16 protein-coding genes are annotated in these 19300 nt (G+C 67.0%); 5 read left to right on the forward strand and 11 right to left on the reverse strand.

The genetic code is table 11. The annotated features are described in order from the left end of the window. Nucleotides 1-145 precede the first annotated feature (145 nt). Both tdh and M2319_RS19255 read left to right on the forward strand, forming a co-directional pair. On the forward strand, nucleotides 146-1174 hold the full coding sequence (gene tdh, locus M2319_RS19250; RefSeq protein ID WP_406682223.1) for an L-threonine 3-dehydrogenase: 1029 nt from the start codon (nucleotides 146-148) through the stop codon (nucleotides 1172-1174). 22 nt (nucleotides 1175-1196) lie between these two features. Then, complete coding sequence (locus tag M2319_RS19255; RefSeq protein WP_264603096.1) at nucleotides 1197-1892, forward strand: NnrU family protein; 696 nt, start codon at nucleotides 1197-1199, stop codon at nucleotides 1890-1892. 72 nt (nucleotides 1893-1964) lie between these two features. Here M2319_RS19255 and M2319_RS19260 read toward each other — a convergent pair whose 3' ends face one another. Then, entirely contained in the window at nucleotides 1965-3017 is a 1053-nt protein-coding gene (locus tag M2319_RS19260) for a Fe(3+) ABC transporter substrate-binding protein (protein ID WP_264603097.1), read from the reverse strand. 413 nt (nucleotides 3018-3430) lie between these two features. Continuing rightward, entirely contained in the window at nucleotides 3431-4330 is a 900-nt protein-coding gene (locus tag M2319_RS19265) for a Spy/CpxP family protein refolding chaperone (RefSeq protein ID WP_264603098.1), read from the reverse strand. A gap of 353 nt (nucleotides 4331-4683) precedes the next feature. Here M2319_RS19265 and M2319_RS19270 point away from each other — a divergent pair, with 353 nt between their 5' ends. From M2319_RS19270 to M2319_RS19280, 3 genes are read left to right on the forward strand one after another with little or no spacing between them, the layout of a single operon-like run. Beyond that, nucleotides 4684-5436, forward strand: a complete 753-nt coding sequence (locus M2319_RS19270; RefSeq protein WP_264603099.1) for an ABC transporter ATP-binding protein — start codon at nucleotides 4684-4686, stop codon at nucleotides 5434-5436. A 48-nt stretch (nucleotides 5437-5484) separates the two neighbouring features. Then, nucleotides 5485-7851 (forward strand): ABC transporter permease, encoded by a 2367-nt coding sequence (locus tag M2319_RS19275; protein ID WP_264603100.1) that lies wholly within the window; start codon nucleotides 5485-5487, stop codon nucleotides 7849-7851. A gap of 4 nt (nucleotides 7852-7855) precedes the next feature. Then, a complete protein-coding gene (locus M2319_RS19280; protein WP_264603101.1) occupies nucleotides 7856-9076 on the forward strand; it encodes an efflux RND transporter periplasmic adaptor subunit in 1221 nt (406 codons plus the stop codon). Between the two features lie 317 nt (nucleotides 9077-9393). Here the strand turns inward: M2319_RS19280 and M2319_RS19285 are convergent, their stop codons facing one another. The 9 genes from M2319_RS19285 to fabB form a co-directional block, all read right to left on the reverse strand. Beyond that, nucleotides 9394-10728, reverse strand: a complete 1335-nt coding sequence (locus M2319_RS19285) for a bifunctional folylpolyglutamate synthase/dihydrofolate synthase (protein ID WP_264603102.1) — start codon at nucleotides 10726-10728, stop codon at nucleotides 9394-9396. A 136-nt stretch (nucleotides 10729-10864) separates the two neighbouring features. After that, the gene (gene accD / locus M2319_RS19290) at nucleotides 10865-11887 is read right to left on the reverse strand and encodes an acetyl-CoA carboxylase, carboxyltransferase subunit beta (protein ID WP_264603103.1); all 1023 of its coding nucleotides are present in this window, start codon (nucleotides 11885-11887) and stop codon (nucleotides 10865-10867) included. Nucleotides 11888-11998: 111 nt separating this feature from the next. Then, nucleotides 11999-12835, reverse strand: coding sequence for a tryptophan synthase subunit alpha (gene trpA, locus M2319_RS19295; RefSeq protein ID WP_264603244.1), 837 nt, complete (start codon nucleotides 12833-12835; stop codon nucleotides 11999-12001). Nucleotides 12836-12881: 46 nt separating this feature from the next. Then, on the reverse strand, nucleotides 12882-13463 hold the full coding sequence (locus M2319_RS19300; protein ID WP_264603104.1) for a Uma2 family endonuclease: 582 nt from the start codon (nucleotides 13461-13463) through the stop codon (nucleotides 12882-12884). Nucleotides 13464-13510: 47 nt separating this feature from the next. After that, on the reverse strand, nucleotides 13511-14725 hold the full coding sequence (gene trpB, locus M2319_RS19305; protein ID WP_264603105.1) for a tryptophan synthase subunit beta: 1215 nt from the start codon (nucleotides 14723-14725) through the stop codon (nucleotides 13511-13513). Further along, nucleotides 14722-15414, reverse strand: a complete 693-nt coding sequence (locus tag M2319_RS19310) for a phosphoribosylanthranilate isomerase (RefSeq protein ID WP_264603106.1) — start codon at nucleotides 15412-15414, stop codon at nucleotides 14722-14724. Before M2319_RS19310 ends, trpB begins: the two co-directional genes overlap by 4 nt. Before the next feature lie 436 nt (nucleotides 15415-15850). After that, nucleotides 15851-16840, reverse strand: a complete 990-nt coding sequence (locus tag M2319_RS19315) for an adenosine deaminase (protein ID WP_264603107.1) — start codon at nucleotides 16838-16840, stop codon at nucleotides 15851-15853. Nucleotides 16841-17005: 165 nt separating this feature from the next. After that, nucleotides 17006-17872: an enoyl-ACP reductase FabI gene (gene fabI / locus M2319_RS19320; protein ID WP_264603108.1), complete on the reverse strand. Its 867-nt coding sequence runs from the start codon at nucleotides 17870-17872 to the stop codon at nucleotides 17006-17008. Nucleotides 17873-17913: 41 nt separating this feature from the next. Next, nucleotides 17914-19131 carry a beta-ketoacyl-ACP synthase I gene (gene fabB, locus M2319_RS19325; RefSeq protein WP_264603109.1) on the reverse strand — a complete coding sequence of 406 codons (1218 nt, stop codon included), beginning with the start codon at nucleotides 19129-19131 and terminating at the stop codon, nucleotides 17914-17916. Nucleotides 19132-19300 lie beyond the last annotated feature (169 nt).

The following is a 19300-nucleotide window of genomic DNA, read 5'->3' on the forward strand; positions in this document are numbered from 1 at the left end:
CACCAGGCGATCGGAAACATCCCCCCAAAGGCCTTCGCCGATCAAAAGAAAACCGAAAACCCATCACCGAATTCGTGAACTTGCACAGCAATGACAGCGGCAAGTGCCGAATGATCGGCAACGGCCCCAGAACATCGGAGTTCCCATGAAAGCGCTTGTCAAATCGAAGCCGGAACCGGGCCTCTGGCTCTCCGACGAACCGAGGCCCGAGATCGGCCCCGACGACGTCCTCATCCGCATCCGCAAGACCGGTATCTGCGGCACGGACATCCATATCTTCAACTGGGACGACTGGGCGGCGGGCACGATCCCGGTGCCGATGATCGTCGGCCACGAATATGCCGGCGAGGTGGTCGAGGTCGGCGAGGACGTGACCAATGTCGCCGTCGGCCAGCGGGTCTCGGGCGAGGGCCACGTGGTCGGCAAGACCAGCCGGGCGGCGCGGGCCGGGCGCTTCCACCTCGATCCGGAGACGAAGGGCATCGGCGTCAATATCCCCGGCGCCTTTGCGGAATATCTGAAGGTCCCGGCCTTCAACGTGGTCGCGCTGCCCGACGACGTCGACGACGAGCTCGGCGCCATCCTCGACCCGCTCGGCAATGCGGTCCACACGGCGCTGACCTTCGACCTCGTCGGCGAGGACGTGCTGATTACCGGTGCCGGGCCGATCGGCATCATGGCCGCGGCCGTCGCCCGCCATGTGGGCGCCCGGCACGTCGTCATCACCGACATCAACCAGGACCGGCTCGATCTGGCGGCGACCGTCGCGGATGTGCGGCCCGTGAATGTGGCGCGCGAGACCGTGCGGGACGTGATGGGACGTCTCAATATGCGCGAGGGCTTCGACGTCGGGCTGGAGATGAGCGGCGCGCCCGCCGCCTTCGACGACATGCTGGAGCACCTCATCGTTGGCGGGCGGATCGCCATGCTCGGCCTTTCCGCCGAGCCCTATCCCGTCGACTGGTCGCGCTTCGTCCTCAAGCAGCTCACCGTCAAGGGCATCTACGGCCGCGAGATGTTCGAGACCTGGCACAAGATGCTGGCGATGCTGCAGAGCGGTCTCGACATCCGCCCGGTGATCACCCACCGCTTCCCCATCGACCGGTTCGAGGAGGGGTTCCAGGCGATGCGCTCGGGGACAAGCGGCAAGGTGGTGCTGGACTGGACGGCCTGAGGCGGGCGGTACGGCAGCACTGATGATCACGTTCCTCGCCGCGCTTTTTTGCTTTTTCCTCTTCCATGCGGTGCCGGCGCAGCCGGCCGTGCGCCGGCGGCTGGTGGCGATGCTGGGGCGAAGACCCTATCTCGCCGCCTATTCGGTGCTCTCAACGCTGCTGCTTGCCTGGCTGATCGTTGCGGCATGGAAAGCCCCCTATGTGCCGCTGTGGGCGCCCGAGCCGTGGCAGGCGGGGCTTGCCGTCGTGCTTGTCCCCATCGGTCTTTTCCTGACGGTTGCCGGTGCGGTCTCCGCCAATCCGTTCTCCGTGACGCTCACCGCCGCGCCGTTCGATCCCGAACGACCGGGGATTATTGCCCTCACCCGCCATCCGGTGCTCTGGGGTCTCTTCTTCTGGGGGTTCGCCCACACCATCGCCAATGGCGACGCGGTCGGACTCATCCTCTTCGGCACCCTCACCGTCTTTGCCGGAACGGGGACCCTCATCGCCGACCGGCGGGCCAGGCGCCGCCTCGGCCTTGAGGAATGGGAAAGGCTCGCCCGCGGCACGTCCAACCTGCCCCTAGCCGCACTGGTTTCAGGCAAGGCGCGCTGGACAGCCGACCGGGCGCAGGCCCTCGGCCTTGCCGCTTCCCTTGCCGCCAGCCTCTACCTGCTCCTCGCCGGCGGTCACCTCGCCCTTTTCGGCGTCGACCCGCTTATCTGGTGGCGCTGACCCGGAAAACAAAAAGGCCGGCGCTTTTGCGGCGCCGACCTTTCCGTCATTTGCTTGAATCGGATGTCGGGTTCAGGAGCCCGGGCCGTCGTCGAAGGCGACCTCGTCGACCAGTTCGGAGGCGCGCTTGCGGTATTTGGCGACCTCGATCAGCGGCAGGTCGTCGGCCTTGAAGTCACCCCAGGACTTCACCAGGTCGGACGGCTCCACGTCCGGATTGACCGGGTATTCGTAGTTGACGCCGGCATAGATGTGCTGGGCCTCGTCGGAGGCGAGGAATTCCATCAGCTTGACGGCGTTCTCCCGGTTCGGGGAGAACTTCGCCATCACCATGCCGGACATGTTGACGTGGGTGCCGCGGCCTTCGGTGTTGGGGAACAGGATGTGCACCGAGGCGGCCCAGTCCTTCTGTTCCGGCTCCTTCTCGTTGGTCATCATCTGGCCCATGTAATAGGTGTTGCCGAGCGAGATGTCGCAGAGCCCGCCGAAGATGTTCTTGACCTGGGCGCGGTCGTTGCCGGCCGGCTTGACCGCCAGGTTGTTCTTCACCTTCTGCAGCCATTCCCGGGTCGCCTCCTCGCCATTGTGGGCGATCAGCGAGGCAACGAGGCCGATGGTGTAGTCGTGCTGGCCGGAGCGGGTGCAGATGCGGCCCTTCCATTTCGGATCGGCCAGTTCCTCATAGGTGATGGCATCCTGCGGCACCCGCTCGCGCGAGGCATAGACGACGCGGGCGCGGGTCGTCAGGCCGAACCAGTGGCCCTCGGGATCGCGGTATTTGGCCGGGATGTTGTTGTGCAGGACGTCGCTTTCGACGCTCTGGGTGATGCCCATCTGCTTGGTGGCATCGAGCCGGCCGATGTCGGTGGACAGCAGCAGGTCGGCCGGCGAATTGCGGCCCTCGATGCGGATCCGCTCCTCAAGCCCCTTCTTGGCGAAGATGACGTTGACCTGGATGCCGGTCTCCTCGGTGAAGGCATCGAGCAGGGGTTTGATCAGATAGGGCTGGCGGTAGGAATAGACGTTGACGGAGCCGTCCGCGGCGGCCGGCGCAGCAGCGCCGAGGGCGAGGGTCGCGGCAAGGACGCCGCCAAGCGCGCCGTTCCGGCAAATTCGTTTCAACATACGTCGTTCTCCCTGATGTCGTGCCCGGACAGTGTGCGGCGGGCCGCGGTCCTTACCGCCTCGTGCCGCGCTGCGACCGACATCCCCTCGGCGATCGCTTCGTCCGGCAGACCTTTCCCGTCTGCCATAAAGGGCGTTTCGGTGCCACCCCGATGGGCCTCTGGATATTGCAATTGCGACTGATTTGCAATCGCGAAAAGAACCAAAGGACCGATCCCAAGGCTGGGCCGGCATGAAAAACGCGCCCCGCGACGGGCGCGGGACGCGTCTTCGACAAGGGAGCCTGTCGGGGAACGGCCCCCTCTTTCGGGAGTGCGGGCTGCAGACAGGTGGCGATGGCGGCCCGCGGCTCCCGTCCCTGGCGGGGCCGGCCGGGCATTGGCGCCGGCCGGCATCCCTGATCCTTTCGGGGTCTACAGCTTGGTGCTGTCGGGTTCGCCGCTGTCGGTAGCGCCGTCGTCCGACGGGTTATCCTCGGGCGCCTCGTCCATCATGTTGCTGTCGTCGTCACCCGGGTCGTCGGCGCTGTCGTCGGTGTCCCAGGGGTTCTGGCCCATCTGCGGCGGGCCACCCCAGCCGGGGCCGCCCCATGCCGGTCCGCCCCAGCCGGGGCCGGGACCATAGCCCGGACGACCATAGCCCGGACCGGGGCCGTAGCCCGGACCGTCCCAGCGGTCATCCCAGCGGCCGGGTCCGCCCCAGCCGGGGCCACCCCAGCCGGGACCGCGCCCATAGCCGGGGCCAGGGCCGTAACCGGGGCCGGGACCATAGCCCGGACCACCCCAGCCGCGCATGCCGCGCATCCCGCGTTTGCCGCGCATGCCGTTGCGGCCGCCGCGCCAGCCGCGGCGCATGTCGTAGAGCGCCTGCTTCTGGTCGTCACTAAGGCTGGCATAGAGCTTTTCGAGCGCCGGGCGGATTTCCTTGATGGCGGCGAGCCGGGCCTCCAGGCGCTTTTCGACCTGGGCGAGCCGCTCCGGCGGGGTCGCGCTCGGGCCGGGCCAGCTCTTGCAGGCCTCCTGCACCCCGGCGCGGGCCTTGCCGACCGCCGAGCGCAGGTCCGCGATCAGCGGCTTCTGCTCCTCGGTCGGATCGATCGCCTGTTCGGCGCGATCGAGCATGGCCTCCATGCGCGGGCTGGCGGCGCCACGGCAGGTCATGGCCATCATCGGGCCGCCCAACATGCCGCGTCCGCCGGCCCCCGGACCGCCGCGCGGACCGTAGGGGCCGCCGAAAGCGTAGGCGCCTACGGCGCTTGCTCCGAGCGCAGCGGCAACAAGGCCGGCGGTCAGAAGCTGGGTTCTCCGTCTCATGACGTTTCCCTTCCTGTGAATGATCTGTCGTCGCGCTTTGCGCAACGGCCGAAGCGTGCGCCCCGTCCCCAAGGTTGTCAATTTGGCCCTACATTAAGTTTTTGTAATGGCACGGTAATCCTGCGTCCATCCGACGCTTCTCCTTGGCCTTGTTCTAAGAATCGTCCGCAGAAGTTGCAGCCTCGATGTCCCTGCCGGATCGTTCCACACCCCCGGCCCGGAACGCCGTTTTCCGGGCGCGGGCTTTCGCCGCGGCCGGCCGAGGTTGTGCTTTGGCGCGGCCTCCCTCATCTCGGCGGCGACAATCGCAGCGGGTGCCAAGCGGGGCCCGGGCGCGTAGGATGGCCGCCGTGATGACACTTACGAAGCAGAACAGGCATCCGACCGGGGCCGACCCGGCCGCCGGGCCCGTCTTTCGCACCGAGGGCCTCGTCAAGGTCTACAAGACCGGCGCGGTAAAGGTTCAGGCGTTGCGCGGCGTCGACTTTTCGGCCGCCGCCGGGGAGTTCGTCGTCCTGCTCGGCCCCTCCGGCTCCGGCAAGTCGACCTTTCTCAACATCGTCGGCGGGCTCGATACGGCAACTTCCGGCACGGCCTTCTTCCGCGACACGGAACTGACCGCCCTCGGCGACCGGGAACTGACCCGCTACCGGCGCGAACATGTCGGTTTCGTCTTCCAGTTCTACAATCTGGTGCCGAGCCTGACGGCGCTGGAGAACGTCGCGCTCGTTACCGAAATTTCGCGCGCGCCGATGCAGCCGGAGGACGCCCTTGCCCTCGTCGGCCTTGCCGAGCGGCTCGACCACTTTCCGGCCCAGCTTTCCGGCGGCGAACAGCAGCGGGTGGCGATCGCCCGGGCAATCGCTAAGAACCCGGATGTGCTCCTGTGCGACGAGCCGACCGGCGCGCTCGATTCCAAGACCGGCATTCAGGTGCTCGACGCCCTCGTCAAGGTCAACGGGGAGCTCGGCACGACGACGCTGGTCATTACTCACAACGTGGCGATCCGCGAGATCGCCCACCGGGTGGTGCGGTTCGGCGACGGCCGCATCGTCGCGGAAGAAACGATCGAGACGCGCAAGCGTCCGGCCGACGTGACCTGGTAGGCCGTCGGCGACATCGGCCGAAAAGGCCGGGAGGAAGGAAGACGCACCATGGTGCGGAGCCTTGACCGCAAATTGCTGCGCGACCTCGTCCGCCTGTGGCCGCAGGCGCTGGCGATCGCCATGGTGATGGCGGCGGGCGTCGCGACGCTGATCCTTGCCGTCGGCGCCCACCAGTCCCTCGACGAGACGCGCGCCGCCTATTACGAGCGCAACCGCTTCGCCGACGTCTTTGCCGAGGCAACGCGGGCGCCGAAGCGGCTCGGCGATGCCATTGCCGCGATCCCCGGCGTCAGCGCGGTGGAGACACGGATCGTCGAGGTCGCGCTCCTCGACATCCCGGACATGAGCGCGCCGGCCTCCGCCCAGCTCGTCTCGCTGCCCGACATCGGCCGGCCGGTGCTCAACCGGCTCTACATGCGCGAGGGGCGGCGCCCGATCGTCGGCGACGAGAACGAGGTCGTCGTCAACGAGGCGTTTGCCGAGGCGCATGGCTTTACCATCGGCTCGCGCTTCAAGGCGCTTCTCAAAGGCGCCAAGCGCGAGGTCCGCATCGTCGGCATCGCCCTGTCGCCGGAGTTCATCTACACCATCGGTCCCGGCGACCTGATGCCCGATCCGCGCCGCTTCGGCATCGTCTGGATGTCGGAAAAGACGCTGGCCGCCGCCTACGACCTCGACGGCGCATTCTCCAACGTCACCGTCTCGCTCCTGCGCGATGCCAACGAGGACGCGGTCATCGGTGCCCTCGACGACCTCCTCGCCCGCTATGGCGGGGCCGGCGCCTACGGCCGCAAGGACCAGATCTCGCACGCCTTCATCGAGGCGGAGCTGGAGCAGCTCGCGGCCATGGCGCGCATCCTGCCGCCGATCTTCCTCATCGTCGCCGCCTTCCTCGTCAACATGACGATGTCGCGGCTGGTGGCGCTGGAGCGCGAGCAGATCGGCCTCCTGAAGGCGATCGGCTACGGCAACGGCGCCATCGGCATGCACTATCTGAAATTCGTGCTTGCCATCGCCGTTGCCGGCACGCTGATCGGGGCGATCGCCGGCACCTGGCTCGGCATCGGCCTTGCGCGGATGTATGGCGACTTCTTCCATTTCCCGTTCCTGATCTTCCGCAAGGACCCTTCCATCTACGTCATCGCGGTCCTCGTCACCGTGGTGACCGCCGGCGCCGGCGCGCTGAAGACCGTCTCCGGCATCGCGAAGCTGTCGCCGGCCGTCGCCATGGCTCCGCCCGCCCCGGCCGTCTATTCGCGCTCGCCGTTCTGGCGCATCGCCCGGCTGATCGGGCTGCCCCAGAGCCTCACCATGGTGATCCGCCACCTCGTCCACGTGCCGGTGCGTACCGGCTCGTCGATCCTCGGCATCGCGCTTGGCGTTTCCATCGTCATCGCCTCGATCTGGTCCTACCCCTCCATCGACTTCATGGTCGACGTGACGTTCTTCCGGGCCGACCGCCAGGACGCCTCGATCAGCTTTTCGGAGACCAAGCGGATCGCCGCGGCCTATGAGGTGGCGCGGCTGCCGGGGGTGCTTGCCGTGGAGCCGTTCCGCTCCGTTCCTGTGCGCATCCGCTTCGGCCACAGGGAACGGCGGGTGTCCGTGCTGGGCAAGCCGGCGGATGCCACGCTCAGCCGGGTGATCGCCATGGACCTGACGCCGCTGCAGATGCCGAAGAGCGGGATCGTGCTTTCCGACATGCTGGCGCGCACGATCGGGGCGCGGACCGGCGACGTCGTCGAACTGGACCTGCTGGAAGGCGACCGGCGCACGGTGCGGGTGCCGGTGTCGGCAACGGTGGAAAGCTTCATCGGCCTTTCCGCCTATATGGAGCTTTCCGCGCTCAACCGGCTGAAGCGCGAGGGGGCGCTGATCTCCGGCGTCCATTTCAGCCTCGATACGGCGAAGCAGGACGCGCTCTATGCCGAGATCACCGACATCCCGGCGGCCAATTTCATCGTCCTGCAAAAGGCCTCGTTGAAGCAGTTCCGCGCCACGCTGGCGGAGAGCATCTTCATCATGACCTTCGTCTATGTGACGCTCGCCTCCATCATCGCCTTCGGCGTCGTCTACAACTCCGCCCGCATCTCGCTGTCGGAGCGCGGGCGGGAGCTGGCGAGCCTGCGCGTCCTTGGCTTCACGCGGGCCGAGGTCTCGCGCATCCTCCTATTGGAACTGGCGATCATCACCTTCCTTGCCCAGCCGCTCGGCTGCGTCATCGGCTACGGCTTCGCCTATGCCATCGTCGCCGGTTTCGAGAGCGAGCTCTATCAGGTGCCGTTCGTGCTGACGCCGGACGTCTTTGCCTGGTCGAGCATCGTCGTCCTGTCCGCGGCGGCCATTTCCGCCCTCATCGTCAGGCGGCGGATCGACCATCTCGACCTCATCGAAGTTCTGAAAACCCGGGAGTGAAGCCATGGGCACGCTTGTGCGCCGGCTCGTCTACCTCGTCGTCATCCCAGCTGTTGCCGGCACCATCGCCTGGGCGATGTGGCCGCGTCCGGTCTCCGTCGACACCGCGGAAATCGTCCGCCAGCCGCTGGAAGTGACCGTGGAGGATGAGGGCGTCACCCGCATCCGCGAGGTCTACACCGTCTCCGCGCCGATCTCCGGCAAGGTGACGCGGGCGCCGCGCGAGGTCGGCGATGCCGTCACGGCGGGAACGACCGTCGTCGCGGAGATCATGCCGACCGATCCGACGTTCCTCGATGCGCGCAGCCGGCGGGTCGCGGAGGCCGCCGTGGAGGCCGCCCGCGCCGCCGTGCAGCTCGCCGCGGCCGAGGTGAAGGAGGCAACAACCCAGCTCGATTTCGCCCGGAGCGACCTCAGCCGGGCCGCGCGCCTCGCTGAGCGCAAGACGATCTCCGTCCGGACGCTGGAAAAGGCCGAGGTCGACGTGACGACGGCCGAGGCGAAGGTCGCCAGCGCCAAGGCGTCGCTGGAGGTCCGTCGGCGCGAGCTGGAAAGCGCGCGGGCGCAGCTCATCCAGCCGGGTGCGGAGGAAGAGCTGGGCGCGGGCTGCTGCGTCAACGTGCCGGCGCCGGTCAGCGGCCGGGTCCTGAAGCTGATCACTGAAAGCGAGACGGTGGTTACCGCCGGTACGGGGCTCCTTGAAATCGGCGACCCGCACGACCTTGAGATCGTCGTCGATCTGTTGTCGCGCGATGCCGTCCGGGTGACGCCGGGCGCAGAGGCGCAGATCGTGAACTGGGGCGGGCCGAAGCCGCTCAAGGCCGTGGTCAAGCGGGTCGATCCGGCAGCCTTCACCAAAATCTCCGCGCTCGGCATCGAGGAGCAGCGGGTCAAGACCATCCTCGACCTGACGAGCCCGGAGGAAGACTGGGCCTCGCTCGGCCACGCGTTCCGGGTCGTCGCCCGCATTGTCGTCTGGCGCGACGAGGACGCCGTCACCGTGCCGCTTGCCGCCCTCTTCCGGCGCGGCGAGGACTGGGCCGTCTTCAAGGCGGTGGACGGGACGGCGACACTGCAGAAGGTCGAGATCGGGGAGCGGAACCTTTCCCTTGCCGAGGTCAAGGCCGGGCTCGAACCGGGCGACACCGTCATCGTCCATCCGAGCGACAAAGTTGCCGACGGCGTCGCCATCGAGGATCGGGGGATGCTGGAGACGGAGGAGTAGGCTCCTCCGGCGATCGCTGCCACCTGGGTGGTGGTGTGCCGGCTGCAATTGCGGCCCTGTTGCGGTGGATCCGCGTCTCCTGTCACTCCGCCTTATTGCCGGAAATCCGGTGGCGATGCGCTCGCAGTCACCCTCCGCGTTCCACCCCTCGGCGTCATTGCCGGGCTTGACCCGGCAATCCAGGAGGCTTTTGATTTCAATTGCTTAGGTTGGTGTATGCCGCTCGTCATCATGGACCACCGGATCAAGTCCGGTGGTGACGCGGAGTAGGGAAGCGGCCGAGCACGCGCAAGACGTTCAGTATGACCAGCGCAGACCTACTCCGGCGGGGTTCCGTTGAGGTCCAGGGCTTCGCCGGCGAGGTAGAGCGAGCCGCAGATGAGGATGCGCGGGGGGGCGTCGAAGGGTTCGGCGGCGAGGTGCCGGAGGGCGGCGCCGATGGAGCCGAAGGGGCGCGCCGGCAGGCCGACGTCGCGGGCGGCATCGGCGAGTTCGCCGGGATTGACCGCTGCCTCCACGCCGGCGATCGGCACGGTGAGGACGTCGCGGGCGAGGCCGGCGAAATGGGAAAAGAAGCCGACCGGATCCTTGGTCGACAGCATGCCGGCGATCAGCACCAGCGGCCGCGGGGCGCGGTCCTGGAGGTCGGCCATGACCGTGGCGACGGCCTGGCCCGCAGCGGGATTGTGGCCGCCATCGACCCAGAGCTCGGCGTCCTCCGGCGCTTCCTCCACCAGATGGCCGAAGGACAGCCGCTGCATGCGCGCCGGCCAGTCGACCCTCGCCAGCCCCGCCTCGACCTCGCCCGCCCCCGGCATGCGGTCGAGCGCCCGGAGCGTTGCGATCGCAAGGCCGGTGTTGACGAACTGGTGGTCGCCGATGAGCCTTGGCGCCGGCAGGTCGAGGAGGCCGCCCTCGTCCTGGTAGACGAGGCGGCCGTGCTCCTCATGGGCCATCCAGTCGCGGCCGCCGAGCACCAGCGGCGCGCCGATCTCGTCGGCGCGGGCCTCGATCACCTCGGTGACCGCGTCGGCCTGCGGGGCAACGATGGCAGGCACGCCCTTCTTCAGGATACCCGCCTTTTCGCGCGCGATGTCGCGGATGTCGGAGCCGAGATAGGCCTCGTGGTCGAAGGCGATCGGCGTGATCACGGTGGCGAGCGGCTTGTCGACCACATTGGTGGCATCCAACCGGCCGCCGAGGCCGACCTCGAGCAAGAGATAGTCGGCCGGGTGGGCGGCGAAGAGGTCCAGGGCAGCGGCGGTGGTGATCTCGAAGATAGTGATCGGCGAGCCGCCGTTGAGGTCCTCGGCCTTCGCCAGCGCCTCGGCAAGCGCGGCATCGGAGACGAAGCGGCCGCCGCCCCTGGCGCCGAGCCGGACGCGCTCGTTGAAGCGCACCAGATGGGGCGAGGTATAGACGTGGACGGCGTTGCCGGCGGATTCCAGGATCGCTTTCAGGGTCGCCGAGGTCGAGCCCTTGCCGTTGGTGCCGGCAATATGGATGACCGGCGGCAGGCGCCTCTCCGGATGGCCGAGGGCTGCCAGCACCTGCCACATGCGGTCCAGCGACAGGTCGATGCTTTTCGGATGGAGCGCGACGAGGCGCTCCAGGATCGCATCGGCCGTCTCGGGGATCGTCGGCAGGTTCATGATCGCTCTGGCTTCAATGCCGGGGTTCCGGGCGACACGGCCCGGGAAGACGCCGCCTCGCGCGGTCGGGGAAATAGGGCGGCGGGGCCGGTACGGCCATGGCCCTATGCGCCACGGCCGGTTACTGCCTGCGGGCCTATTCGGCGGCCTTCGCGTCGGCCGCCTCGGCCGGTTCCGGCTCAGGCGCTTTTTTCGGTGTTTCCGGCGCCGCGTCCGCCTTCGCCGCCTCAGCCGCGTCGTCCGTCTCCTTCGGCGCCTCGGCGGGCTCGTCCGGGGTTGCCGGCACGGCTTCGGCGATCTCGGCCTTTGCCGGATAGCCGAGCAGGATGCGGCAGATCTTCAAGAGCGTCTCGCGCAGGGCCGAGCGTTCGACAACCATGTCGACCATGCCGTGCTCGAACAGATATTCGGCGCGCTGGAAGCCGACGGGCAGCTTCTCGCGGATCGTCTGTTCGATGACGCGCGGGCCGGCAAAGCCGATGAGGGCGCCGGGCTCGGCCAACTGGATGTCGCCGAGCATGGCGTAGGAGGCGGTGACGCCGCCGGTCGTCGGGTTGGTGAGGACGACGATATAGGGAAGGCCAGCCTCCTTCAGGGCAGAGACGGCGACCGTGGTGCGCGGCATCTGCATGAGGGAGAGGATGCCCTCCTGCATGCGCGCGCCGCCGGAGGCGGCAAAGAGGATGAAGGGCTTCTTCTCGGCGCGGGCGAGGTCGGCGCCGGTGATGATCGCCTCGGCGGCGGCCATGCCGAGCGAGCCGCCCATGAAGTCGAATTCCTGGACCGCGCAGATGACGCCGATCTCGTCGATGGCGCCGCGCGCAACGAGCACCGCATCCTCAAGCTCGGTCTTGGCCTTGGCGTCGCGCAGGCGGTCGGTGTAGCGCCGCTCGTCGCGGAACTTCAGCGGATCGACCGGAACCTCCGGGGTCTCGATCTGCACCCAGGCACCGGCTCCGAGGATCATGTCGAGGCGCTTGCGGCAGGGCATGCGCATGTGGTGGCCGGAACTCGGCACCACCCAGTTGTTGGCCTCCAGATCCCGGTGGAACACCATCTCGCCGGTGTCCGGGCACTTGATCCAAAGTCTTTCAGGCACCTCGCGCTTGTTGAGGAGGCCCTGAATCTTCGGGCGAACGACGTTGTTGATCCAGTTCACGTGTCTTCGATCCGTTTTTCTTATCCAGCGCCTTGAAGGCCGGCGCCGGCATCTGGGTAGCCTGCAAATCCGGCCGAATTCCGACCGCGTCCCGCGCGAGGAGATCGCCGGTCAGGCGTCCTGAAGCCGCGCCGACCGTACGCCCTCGGCAAGGGCGCTGACAAGGCGGGTGACGGCGGGCACGGTCTCGGCGGTCGCGCCATTCGCCGCATCGAGGGTCTGCCGGATGGTATCGACGATGGCCGAGCCGACGACGACGCCGTCCGCCGCTGCGCCGATGGCGCGGGCCTGTTCGGCGGTGCGCACGCCGAAGCCGACCGCCACCGGAAGGTCGGTCCTCGCCTTGATGCGGCCGACCGCGCGGCCGACCGCATCGGCATCGGGCGCGGCCGATCCGGTGATGCCGGTGATGGAGACGTAGTAGACGAAGCCGGAGGTATTTTCGAGGACGGCCGGTAGTCGGGCCTCGTCCGTCGTCGGGGTGGCGAGGCGGATGAAATTGATGCCCGCCTCCATCGCCGGCAGGCAGAGCTCGTCATCGGCCTCCGGCGGCAGGTCGACGATGATGAGGCCGTCGACGCCGGCGTCCTTGGCGTCCTTCAGGAATTTCTCGTTGCCGTAGGAATAGATCGGGTTGTAGTAGCCCATGAGGACGATGGGGGTTTCATCGTCGCCTTCGCGGAAGCGGCGGACCATCTCCAGCGTCTTGACCATGGTCTGGCCGGCCTTCAGCGCGCGGAGTCCGCCCGCCTGGACGGCCGGTCCGTCGGCCATCGGATCGGAGAACGGCATGCCGAGTTCGATGACGTCGGCGCCGGCGCCGGGCAGCGCCTTGACGATCTCAAGGCCGGCCTCGAAGCCCGGATCGCCGGCGGTGATGAAGGTGACGAGGGCCGGACGGCCTTCCGCTTTCAGCGCGGCGAATTTTCTGTCGATGCGGGTGGAGATCATCGGGGTCTTGTCTTTCCAGTAGCGGCGGGTACCGTCGCCGGGATCATGCGGGTTGGTCGGCCTCGAAGGTGAGGCCGTCGTAAAGGTCGACGAGCGCCAGGCCGGCGCCGAGTTCGGGCAGTTCCACGACGCTGTCGAGGCCGATGAAATCGCGGCTGTCCCAGAGACGGGACGCATCGCGGAAATAGAGCTTGGCGCGTGGCGCATCGGTGTCGAGGAACAGCACATAGGCGAGCGTGTCGAGCGCCTTGTACTCTTCGAGTTTCTGCACCTGATCGAAGGCCCGGGTCGATTTCGACAGCACCTCGACGACCATGCGCGGATCGTTGGCCTGAAGATCGGTGCCGACGAAGTCGCCGCAATCGACCGTCACGTCGGGTCGGCGGACGTTGGCGCCATTTCCCGTGAGGACCGCGATGTCGTCGGTCGTCGGCCGGCACGGCGATCCGCGAAGGGTGTTGCGCAGCGCAACAATCGTATTGACGACGACCTGATCATGGATGCGCGTCGCCCCGGTCATCATCTGCACAGGAAAGCCGCCGACAAGTTCCCACTTGTCGTCGCGACCCTCGTGCCAGGCGAGGAACTCCGCGGCGGTCATCTGAACATGCGCCATTTCGCCCATGGGCCTCACACCTCAGGCAGCCGATCCAGGATGTTGCCGGGAGCTTATCATATGTCCATGCCGAGATGGCCGGCGACGGCGAAGACGTCCTTGTCGCCGCGGCCGCACATGTTCATGACGATGATCTGGTCCTTGTCCATGGTCGGCGCCAGCTTCATGACGTGGGCGAGCGCATGGGCCGGCTCCAGCGCCGGGATGATGCCTTCCAGCTTCGTGCAGAGCTGGAACGCCTCCAGCGCCTCGTCGTCGGTCGCCGGCACATAGGTGACGCGGCCGATGTCCTTCAGGTGCGAGTGTTCCGGGCCGATGCCGGGATAGTCGAGGCCGGCCGAGATCGAATGGCCTTCCAGGATCTGGCCGTCGTCGTCCTGCAGCAGATAGGTGCGGTTGCCGTGGAGGACGCCGGGGCGGCCGGCGTTCAGCGAGGCGCAGTGCTCGTCGCCCTCAAGGCCCTTGCCGCCGGCTTCGACGCCGTAGATGGCAACGCTCGTGTCGTCGAGGAAGGGATGGAAGAGGCCGATGGCGTTGGAGCCGCCGCCGACGCAGGCGACGACCGCATCGGGGAGCCGCCCCTCGGCCTCGTTCAACTGGGCCTTTGCCTCCTCGCCGATCACCGACTGGAAGTCGCGGACCATCTCCGGATAGGGGTGCGGGCCGGCGGCCGTGCCGATCAGGTAATAGGTGGATTCGACGTTCGTAACCCAGTCGCGGAGCGCCTCGTTCATGGCGTCCTTGAGGGTGCCGGCGCCGGCGGTCACTGGGACGATCTCCGCGCCGAGGAGCTTCATGCGGAAGACGTTGGGCTTTTGCCGCTCGACGTCGGTGGCGCCCATATAGACGACGCACGGAAGGCCGAAGCGGGCGCAGACGGTTGCGGTGGCGACACCGTGCTGGCCGGCGCCGGTCTCCGCGATGATGCGGGTCTTGCCCATGCGCCGGGCGAGCAGGATCTGGCCGAGCGTATTGTTGATCTTGTGCGAGCCGGTGTGGTTGAGCTCGTCGCGCTTGAAGTAGATTTTGGCGCCGCCGAGATGCTCGGTCAGCCGCTCGGCGAAATAGAGCGGGCTCGGCCGGCCGGCATAGTCCTTGGAAAGCGTCTTCAGCTCGGCCTCGAATTCCGGATCGGCCTTGGCAGCCTCCCAGGCCTCTTCCAGGCTGAGGATCAGCGGCATCAGCGTCTCGGCGACATAGCGGCCGCCGAAAATGCCGAAAAAGCCGCGCTCGTCGGGCCCGGATCGATAGGTGTTCGGCTGAACGGTCACGACAAGCTCCTTTTCGCTGCGCCTTTATCCAGCGCAAATTTCTCATCGGCGGCAGTGCGGGTCGTGGCGACGAAGGCGCGGATCATATCCGCGTCCTTTTCTCCCGGCGCGCGCTCCACGCCGGACGAGACGTCGACGCCGATCGCCCGCGTGCGGCGGACCGCCTCTGCAACATTCGCCGCATCAAGCCCACCGGACAGCATGAAGTCAACCGCGGGGTCAAGGGCATCGAGCAGCGACCAGTCGAAGGTTTCCCCCAGGCCCCCGGGCCGGGTGGCATCCTTCGGCGGCTTGGCGTCGAACAAGAGCCGGTCGGCGATGCCGGCATAGGCGCCGGCGCGGGCAACGTCGTCGGCGGTGGAGATGCCGAGGGCCTTCATTACAGAGCGGCCATGGCGCGCCCTCACCTCGGCGACCCGCGCCGGGCTCTCCTTGCCGTGGAGCTGCAGCCAGTCGGGCGCGACCGTTTCCATGACGGTCTCGAGGAGGGCGTCGTCCGGATTGACGGTCAGCGCAACGATCTCGGCGCGGCCGCGGGCCGTTTCGGCAAGGCGTTTGGCTGTCTCAAGCTGGACGTGGCGCGGGCTTTTGGGAAAGAAGACAAGGCCGATCATGTCCGCGCCGGCGTCCAGCGCCGCTTCAAGAGCGTCGTCGGTCTTCAGGCCGCAGATTTTTATGATCAGAGACATCGGTGTCCGCCGTTCGAATTTCGCGTTGGAGTGCCATGACTTGGCAGGGCTGTCCAGAGCGAGGGGGCGTGCCGTTCCTCGGCGCACACCGGCGCAAGCCTTTTGATCTCATATCTGGCGCCCCACTCCGTCGTCACCCCGGCCCCCGAGCCGGGGCCTATTGCCCCTATCAACACGGTAGCCCGGCGTGGCTGGATCGCCACGTCGGCCATACGGCCTCCTCGCGATGACGTTGATGATTTGATCGTCATTGCGAGCGCAGCGAAGCAATCCAGACGATGGCGTTCCAGCCTCACCCGACATACCGTGCCGAAACGGGCAATAGGCCCCAGGTCTCCGCTTCGCTCCGCCCGGGGTGACGGGAGAGTGAAAAGCCCGGGGGTGTCACCCGAGAGACCATGCGGCGCAGTGCATTCCGACAACGAGTATTGCCGGCTCACGCAGCCGCCATATCCACCTCGGCCAGCCGCCGCGCCTTTTCGCCGTCGTCGAGGAAGGAGCCGGCGAACGAGTTCTTGACGAGCGCAACGACGTCGGCCTTCGACAGGTCGAAGGCGTCGGCGACGGCCTTCAGATTGTCGCCGACATAGCCACCGAAATAGGACGGGTCGTCGGAATTGACGGTGACGCAGAGGCCGGCGTCGAGCATGCGCTTGACCGGGCTCTGCCCGACGCTGTCGATCACCTTCAAGGACAGGTTCGACAGCGGACAGGAGGTGAGCGCGACGCCGCGCTCGGCGATCTCGCGAACGAGGTCCATATCCTCCATCGCCCGGTTGCCGTGGTCGATGCGGTCGACGCCGATCTCGATCAGCGCCTGGCGCACATAGTCGGGCGGGCCCTCCTCGCCCGCGTGGCAGCAGAGCCTGAACCCCAGTTCCCGGCAGCGGGCGAACAGCCGGGCGAAGTCGCGCGGCGGATGGCCTCGCTCGGAGGAGTCGAGTCCGAAGCCCGCGAACCGGTCGTACCAGGGTTCGGCCGCTTCCAGCGCCCTGAAGCCGTCCTCTTCCGGCAGATGGCGCAGGAAATTGGGGATCAGCTTCCAGGTGATGCCGTGCCGGATCTCGCCGTCCTCAAGGCCCTTCAGAATACCCCCCACGGCAACGCCGAACGGAACGCCGCGGCCGGTATGGGCCTGGGGGTCGAAGAAGACCTCCACATGGACGACGTTGTCGGCGGCGACCCGTTCCAGATAGGCGCAGGTGAGGTCGAAGAAATCCTCCTCCTCCCGCAGCACGTTCATGCCCTGGTAGTAGAGGTCGAGAAACTCCTGGAGGTTGGAAAACCGATAGGCGGCCTTGAGCTCCTCCACGGAGGCGTAGGGCAGCTTGAGCCCGTTGCGCCCAGCAAGCCGGAACATCAGCTCCGGCTCAAGCGATCCCTCGATGTGGATATGCAGTTCCGCCTTCGGCAAACGGTCGATCATGTTTTGTCTCACGGCAGCTCGCTGACGCTCGCGCCTCCGACGGGGCGGCCTTGCCGGCCGGCGCTCGCTCGGGCTTGCGAACGCTCCGCGTTCGTAACGCTACTTTGTCAGGTTTTAGCGCATCGGACGGCGGCGAACACCTGCCGAACCCGGCGGCCGCCGCCTTTAGTGCGCTGCGGCGCCGGCGTCGGTCTCTTCTTCGACCTTTTCCGCTTCCTCGAGCTCTTCGCGCCTCTCCTCGGCCTTCAACTCGCCCAGCCGCGGCATGGAGACGATGGAGTAGCCGGAATCGACGAAGTGGACCTCGCCGGTGACGCCGGTCGAAAGGTCGCTCAGGAGATAGAGCGCCGTGCCGCCGATCTCCTCAAGGGTGACGGTGCGGCCGAGCGGCGAGTTCTTCTTCTGGTAGTTGTACATCAGCCGGGCGTCGCTGACGCCGGAGCCGGCAAGCGTGCGCACCGGGCCGGCCGAGATCGCGTTGACGCGGATGTCCTCGAGGCCGAAATCCATGGCGAGATAGCGCACGGACGATTCCAGTGCCGCCTTGGCGATGCCCATGACGTTGTAGTTCGGCATGATGCGGGTCGAGCCGCCATAGGTCAGCGTGATCATCGAGCCGCCATTCGGCATCATCGCGGCGGCCCGCTTGGCGATCTCGGTGAAGGAAAAGCACGAGATCAGCATGGTGCGGGAAAAATTCTCGCGGCTGGTCTCCGAATAGCGGCCCTTCAATTCGTTCTTGTCGGAATAGGCGATGGCATGGACGATGAAGTCGATCGATCCCCATTTCTCGGCGAGGGTGTCAAAGACCGCATCGACGGACGCAATATCTTCCACGTCGCAGGGCAGCAGCGTCGTGGAACCGATCGATTCGGCGAGCGGGCGCACCCGTTTGCCGAAGGCGTCGCCCTGGTAGGTGAACGCCAACTCCGCGCCGTGCTCGCTCAGCGTTCGGGCAATTCCCCACGCGATCGAGTTGCGGTTGGCGACACCCATGACAAGGCCCCGCTTACCCTCCATCAAATTGCTCATCCGTCCTGCCCAAACGTTCGTGAAAAAGGGGGGTCCTGCGGTCAGCCGTTGTAGCGCTGCAGCGCCAGCGTGGCGTTGGTGCCGCCGAAGCCGAAGCTGTTGGTGATCGCAAGGTTGATATCGACATTGTCGATACGCTGGCGGACGATGTTGGCGTCGGCCAATTTCGGATCGATTTCGAAGATGTTGGCGCTTTCGGTGATGAAGCCGTTCTGCATCATCAACAGGGTGTAGATGGTCTCGTGGACGCCGGCCGCGCCCTGGGCATGGCCGGTGAGCGCCTTGGTGGCGCTGATCGGCGGCATGTCCTTGCCGAACACCTCGCGGATGGCGTCGATCTCCGGCCCGTCGCCGACCGGCGTGGAGGTCGCATGGGCGTTGATGTAGTCGACCTTCTCGCCGACATTCTCCAGCGCCAGCTTCATGCAGCGCGCGCCGCCCTCGCCGGAGGGGGCGACCATGTCGGCGCCGTCGGCGGTCGCGCCATAGCCGACGATCTCGGCATAGATCTTGGCGCCGCGGGCCTTGGCGTGTTCCAGTTCCTCAAGCACCAGGATTCCGCCGCCGCCGGTGATGACGAAGCCGTCGCGGTCCTTGTCGAAGGGGCGGCTGGCCTTTTCCGGCGTGTCGTTGTAGGCGCCCGACATGGCGCCCATGGCGTCGAACAGCACCGACAGGGTCCAGTCGAGTTCCTCGCCGCCGCCGGCGAACATCACGTCCTGCTTGCCCCACTGGATCATCTCCGCCGCGTTGCCGATGCAGTTGGCGCTGGTCGAGCAGGCCGAGGAGATCGAGTAGTTGACGCCCTTGGTCTTGAAATAGGTGGACAGGTTCGCCGAGCAGGTCGACGACATCGCCTTGGGGACGGCGAACGGGCCGATGCGACGCGGGCCCTTCTGGCGGGTGACGTCGGCGGCATTGACGATGGCGACCGTCGAAGGTCCGCCCGAGCCGACGATGAGGCCGGTGCGCGGATTGCTGACGTCGCTGTCCTCAAGGCCGGCATCGGCGATCGCCTGCTTCATGGCGACGAAGGTGTAGGCCGCGCCGTCGCCCATGAAGCGGCGGGCGCGCCGGTCGACGGCCTGGTCCAGATCGATCTTCAAGCTGCCGTGGACCTGGCTGCGAAAGCCGAGCTCCGTATACTTCTCGGCGGCAACGATGCCCGAGCGGGCCTCCCTGAGGCTCTCCAGAACCTCCTGGCAGTTGTTGCCGATCGACGACACGATCCCCATTCCCGTGACGACTACCCGTCTCATCTCGGTCTCCCGATCACAAATCTATTTTTCCGCACGGTTTACGCCACGTCGCGCGCCGGCCCAAGGGAAATGATGTCCCCCCTGCCGAAGGTGCGGCAGGGATCACCATTTTCGGTCCGGGTCGGGGACGCGGCCACGAAATCCTCACGGCAACGGCCCGGGAACGGAA

This window comes from Rhodobium gokarnense (genome assembly GCF_025961475.1).
GTDB classification, from domain to species: domain Bacteria; phylum Pseudomonadota; class Alphaproteobacteria; order Rhizobiales; family Rhodobiaceae; genus Rhodobium; species Rhodobium gokarnense.

What these genes read in the sequence shown, in the direction of transcription:
- tdh (WP_406682223.1), top strand. Translation starts at nt 146, where the DNA reads ATGAAAGCGCTTGTCAAATCGAAGCCGGAACCGGGCCTCTGGCTCTCC.
- M2319_RS19255 (WP_264603096.1), top strand. Translation starts at nt 1,197, where the DNA reads ATGATCACGTTCCTCGCCGCGCTTTTTTGCTTTTTCCTCTTCCATGCG.
- M2319_RS19260 (WP_264603097.1), bottom strand. Translation starts at nt 3,017, where the DNA reads ATGTTGAAACGAATTTGCCGGAACGGCGCGCTTGGCGGCGTCCTTGCC.
- M2319_RS19265 (WP_264603098.1), bottom strand. Translation starts at nt 4,330, where the DNA reads ATGAGACGGAGAACCCAGCTTCTGACCGCCGGCCTTGTTGCCGCTGCG.
- M2319_RS19270 (WP_264603099.1), top strand. Translation starts at nt 4,684, where the DNA reads ATGACACTTACGAAGCAGAACAGGCATCCGACCGGGGCCGACCCGGCC.
- M2319_RS19275 (WP_264603100.1), top strand. Translation starts at nt 5,485, where the DNA reads ATGGTGCGGAGCCTTGACCGCAAATTGCTGCGCGACCTCGTCCGCCTG.
- M2319_RS19280 (WP_264603101.1), top strand. Translation starts at nt 7,856, where the DNA reads ATGGGCACGCTTGTGCGCCGGCTCGTCTACCTCGTCGTCATCCCAGCT.
- M2319_RS19285 (WP_264603102.1), bottom strand. Translation starts at nt 10,728, where the DNA reads ATGAACCTGCCGACGATCCCCGAGACGGCCGATGCGATCCTGGAGCGC.
- M2319_RS19300 (WP_264603104.1), bottom strand. Translation starts at nt 13,463, where the DNA reads ATGGGCGAAATGGCGCATGTTCAGATGACCGCCGCGGAGTTCCTCGCC.
- M2319_RS19310 (WP_264603106.1), bottom strand. Translation starts at nt 15,414, where the DNA reads ATGTCTCTGATCATAAAAATCTGCGGCCTGAAGACCGACGACGCTCTT.
- M2319_RS19315 (WP_264603107.1), bottom strand. Translation starts at nt 16,840, where the DNA reads ATGATCGACCGTTTGCCGAAGGCGGAACTGCATATCCACATCGAGGGA.
- fabI (WP_264603108.1), bottom strand. Translation starts at nt 17,872, where the DNA reads ATGAGCAATTTGATGGAGGGTAAGCGGGGCCTTGTCATGGGTGTCGCC.
- fabB (WP_264603109.1), bottom strand. Translation starts at nt 19,131, where the DNA reads ATGAGACGGGTAGTCGTCACGGGAATGGGGATCGTGTCGTCGATCGGC.